This window comes from Streptomyces adustus, assembly GCF_009377175.1.
In the GTDB taxonomy this organism is placed as follows: Bacteria; Actinomycetota; Actinomycetes; order Streptomycetales; family Streptomycetaceae; genus Streptomyces; species Streptomyces adustus.
Genome location: NZ_VJZD01000460.1, coordinates 1 through 3,427 on the forward strand (window position 1 = coordinate 1; position 3,427 = coordinate 3,427).

3 protein-coding genes and 1 pseudogene are annotated in these 3,427 nt (G+C 70.0%); 1 reads left to right on the forward strand and 3 read right to left on the reverse strand.

All coding sequences use genetic code 11. The annotated features are described in order from the left end of the window. Positions 1 to 140: 140 nt before the first annotated feature. Positions 141 to 1,664 (forward strand): LVIVD repeat-containing protein, encoded by a 1,524-nt coding sequence (locus FNH09_RS45505; protein WP_152895734.1) that lies wholly within the window; start codon positions 141 to 143, stop codon positions 1,662 to 1,664. Here the strand turns inward: FNH09_RS45505 and FNH09_RS45510 are convergent. The 3 genes and pseudogenes from FNH09_RS45510 to FNH09_RS47430 form a co-directional block, all read right to left on the reverse strand. Next, complete coding sequence (locus tag FNH09_RS45510) at positions 1,652 to 2,326, reverse strand: TetR/AcrR family transcriptional regulator (protein WP_152895735.1); 675 nt, start codon at positions 2,324 to 2,326, stop codon at positions 1,652 to 1,654. The genes FNH09_RS45505 and FNH09_RS45510 overlap by 13 nt on opposite strands. A 219-nt stretch (positions 2,327 to 2,545) precedes the next feature. Beyond that, a complete protein-coding gene (locus FNH09_RS45515; RefSeq protein ID WP_152895736.1) occupies positions 2,546 to 3,235 on the reverse strand; it encodes an HAD family hydrolase in 690 nt (229 codons plus the stop codon). Beyond that, positions 3,232 to 3,427, reverse strand: a pseudogene (locus FNH09_RS47430) (hypothetical protein); the annotation flags it as partial. The gene FNH09_RS45515 and the pseudogene FNH09_RS47430, both read right to left, overlap by 4 nt.

Genomic DNA, 3,427 nt, shown 5'->3' on the forward strand with positions numbered 1-3,427 from the left:
GGTACGGACAGGGGAGGCGGGGCGGGAGGGGCGCCCTGCGTGTCATGGATCGGGCGGTTCCCTGACTGTCCCGTTGCCCTCTTTTGGTATGTGCATGACGAAGACGATACTTCGGGGGAGCGTGAAGCGTTCCCGTGTGCATGGCAACGAGGGAGGATGCAGTGACCCTGTTGAACCGTCCCCGAACACGGCACAGAGCAACCGGAGTCGGCGCGGTCGTGGCCGGACTCCTGACCGCACTGCTCACCGCGGTACCGGCGGCCGCCACCCCCGACCCGGGGGACGGCCCGGCGACGCAGCAGGAGGTCTCCGCCGGGGCCGAGGCCCGGGCGGCGCGGGCGATCGCCGACGGCGGGATACCCGGCCAGGACGAGATCGTCCACTCCACCAACATCGAGCACCTGGCCAACGTCCCCAAGGAGGCCTTCACCGGCCTCAACTCGGATCTTGCCTTCCAGGGCAGATACGCCTTCGCCGGCAACTACGACGGCTTCCGGATCTTCGACATCGGCAACCCGAAGGCGCCGAAGACGGTTGCCCAGGTGCTGTGCCCCGGCTCGCAGAACGACGTCTCCGTCTCCGGCGACCTGCTGTTCCTGTCCACCGACTCCTCGCGCAGCGACAGCAGTTGCAACAGCACCACGCAGCCCGCGACCGAGAAGTCGTCGTGGGAAGGCATGAAGATCTTCGACATCAGCGACAAGGCCAACCCGAAGTACGTCGCCGCCGTCGAGACCGCCTGCGGTTCACACACCCACTCCCTGGTGCCCGAGCGCAGGAACGTCTACATCTACGTCTCCTCGTACTCGCCGAGCGCCACCTACCCCGACTGCCAGCCGCCGCACGACGGCATCTCGGTCATCAAGGTGCCGCGCAACGCCCCCGAGAAGGCCGCGGTGGTGAGCTTCCCCGTGCTGTTCCCCGGCGAGGGTCCGGACGGCGGCGGCAACCCGGGCGCGCCCACCAACCCCGGTGTCTCCAAGACCACCGGCTGCCACGACATCACCGTGCTGCCGGAGCAGGACCTGGCCGCGGGCGCGTGCATGGGCGACGGCATCCTGTTCTCCATCAAGGACCCCGAGCACCCGAAGGTCATCGACCAGGTCGAGGACAACGTCAACTTCGCGTTCTGGCACTCGGCGACCTTCAACCAGAAGGCGAACAAGGTCGTGTTCACCGACGAGCTCGGCGGCGGTGGCGCGGCCACCTGCAACGCGACCGTGGGTCCGGACCGCGGCGCCGACGGCATCTACGACATCGTCGGCAAGGGCGACCGGCGCAAGCTCGTCTTCCGCGCCTACTACAAGATCCCCCGCCACCAGGCCGACACCGAGAACTGCGTGGCCCACAACGGCTCGCTGATCCCGGTCAAGGGCAAGGACATCATGGTCCAGGCCTGGTACCAGGGCGGCGTCTCGGTCTGGGACTTCACCGACTCCACCGCGCCCAAGGAGATCGCCTACTTCGAGCGCGGTCCGCTGTCCACCACCACGCTCTCCATCGGCGGCTCGTGGTCGGCGTACTACTACAACGGCTACATCTACTCCAACGACATCGCCAAGGGCTTCGACGTCCTGAAGCTCAGCGACCGGCGCACGGATCCGGCGAAGCGGGTGCGGCTGCGCGAGCTGAACGTGCAGACCCAGCCGGACTACTTCGACTGATCGACCGGTCGGCCGTCCGTCGCGAAGAACCGCGACATGTCCGTCTGTCCCGTCCCGTCGGCCGCCTCGGTGTCCGGCGGGACCCCCATCTCCCAGTCCAGCCCGTACCGTTCGAACAGCTCGGCGCGCAGCGGTGTGATCGGCAGGGGCACGTTCGGCAGGACCATCGCGTACACGGCGCCCATCAGCAGGGAACGCAGCATCGGGTAGTCGGCGTCGACGTTCTGCAAGCCGCGCCGGACCACGGTGTCCCGCAGCAGCTCGGCCAGCCGCTGCTGCTCGGGGCACTGCACGAAGCCCTCGGCCTGGAGCAGGCCCGCCATGTGCGTGCGCATCAGCACGGGCTGGTCGCGGGCCAGTCCGAGGATCGCGTCGACGGCGCGTGCCATGCGTTCCCGGCCGTCCTCGGTGTGCGGCTCGCGCTCCAGCGCCTCGTCCAGGGTGCGGTGCATCAGCCGGTGCACGGCCGACTGCACGAGGTGGCGTTTGCCGGGGAAGTAGTAGGAGACCAGGCCCCGCGCGGATCCCGCACGGTCGGCTATGTCGCCGAGGGTCGTGGCCTCGTACCCGCGCTCCCGGACCAGTTCGACCGCCGCCTGAAGCAGCCGTTCCCGGGAACGCCGCCGCAATTCTTCATTGACCGAGGCGCTGCGCGGGGACATGCTGGAACTCCTGCGTTGACTGGCCGACAGCCAACTATACTCAACGCGTCCTGGCCGACCCCTGTGTGGGGCCGGCCGGGCTGTCGTCCGCCTCGGGCGACGCGGGGGATCGTCCGAGGCGGGCGTCCTTCCCGCAGTGATAGTTGCCTTAGGCGATGTGTGCTGTGTGTCGGGCGTCTTCGGTGTTTTGTCCCGGGTCGCCCCGGAGTGTCGCGGCCGTCAGCCCACCATGCCGAGTATCGGACGCAAGGAGTCCGGGCGTTCGGCGATCGGCAGCGGGTCGACGAAATGGACCCGGCAGCCGAGAGCGGCGGCGCCGCCGTCCGCGCGGCGCTCGTCGCCCACCATGAGCGTGTCCCGCGGATCGGTGCCGAGCGCGGCGCAGGCGGCCGCGAACAGCCGGGGATCCGGCTTCTGGACGCCGTGTTCGTAGGACAGGGTGTAACTGTCCACGAACGGATCGAGGGCGTGCTCCCGGAACACCGGACGCAGGTCCCAGCCGATGTTGCTCACCACGCCCACGCCGATCCCGCCCTCGCGCAAGGCCCGCAGCACCTCGACGGCGTCCGGGTACGGCGCCCACGCGGCCGGAGTCCTGTGCCGGTCGTACAGCGCGTCGTGCAACCGCGCGTCCGGCAGCGGGACCTGACGGGACAGGCCGGTGTACGCGGCCCGGTGCCGCTCGGCACTGGAGTCCCGGGTCGCCCACAACTCGGCGAGTTCCCGCGGGACATGGGCGGGGGTGCTTCCGCCGGGCAGCGCTCCGGACCGTTCCAGCGCCTGGGCCGTTTCGGCCAACTCGGCCTCGGGGAGCGTGAGATCGGCCTCGGTGAGCACCGCGCGCAGCCAGGAGTCGACGGACTCGATACGGCAGAGAGTGCCGGAGAAGTCGAACAGAACGGCGGTCATGCGCGGGACCCTACCGGGTTGCCGTCCGGGCGAGTCCGCGGGGACCCGGCCCGCCGGGCAGCCGGGCCGTCCACCGTCACGTCCCGGGGTTCGGCGTCGGCGACGAGTCCGCGCGGGTCGCCGACCGCGCGGGCCAGTCCGCGCTGGGTGTCGGTCGGGGCGACCCCGAGGATCGAGACGGCCGTGCCCGTC

Excerpts from the sequence above, each read along its gene's own strand:
- FNH09_RS45505 (WP_152895734.1), top strand. The coding sequence starts at position 141 with ATGGCAACGAGGGAGGATGCAGTGACCCTGTTGAACCGTCCCCGAACA.
- FNH09_RS45510 (WP_152895735.1), bottom strand. The coding sequence starts at position 2,326 with ATGTCCCCGCGCAGCGCCTCGGTCAATGAAGAATTGCGGCGGCGTTCC.
- FNH09_RS45515 (WP_152895736.1), bottom strand. The coding sequence starts at position 3,235 with ATGACCGCCGTTCTGTTCGACTTCTCCGGCACTCTCTGCCGTATCGAG.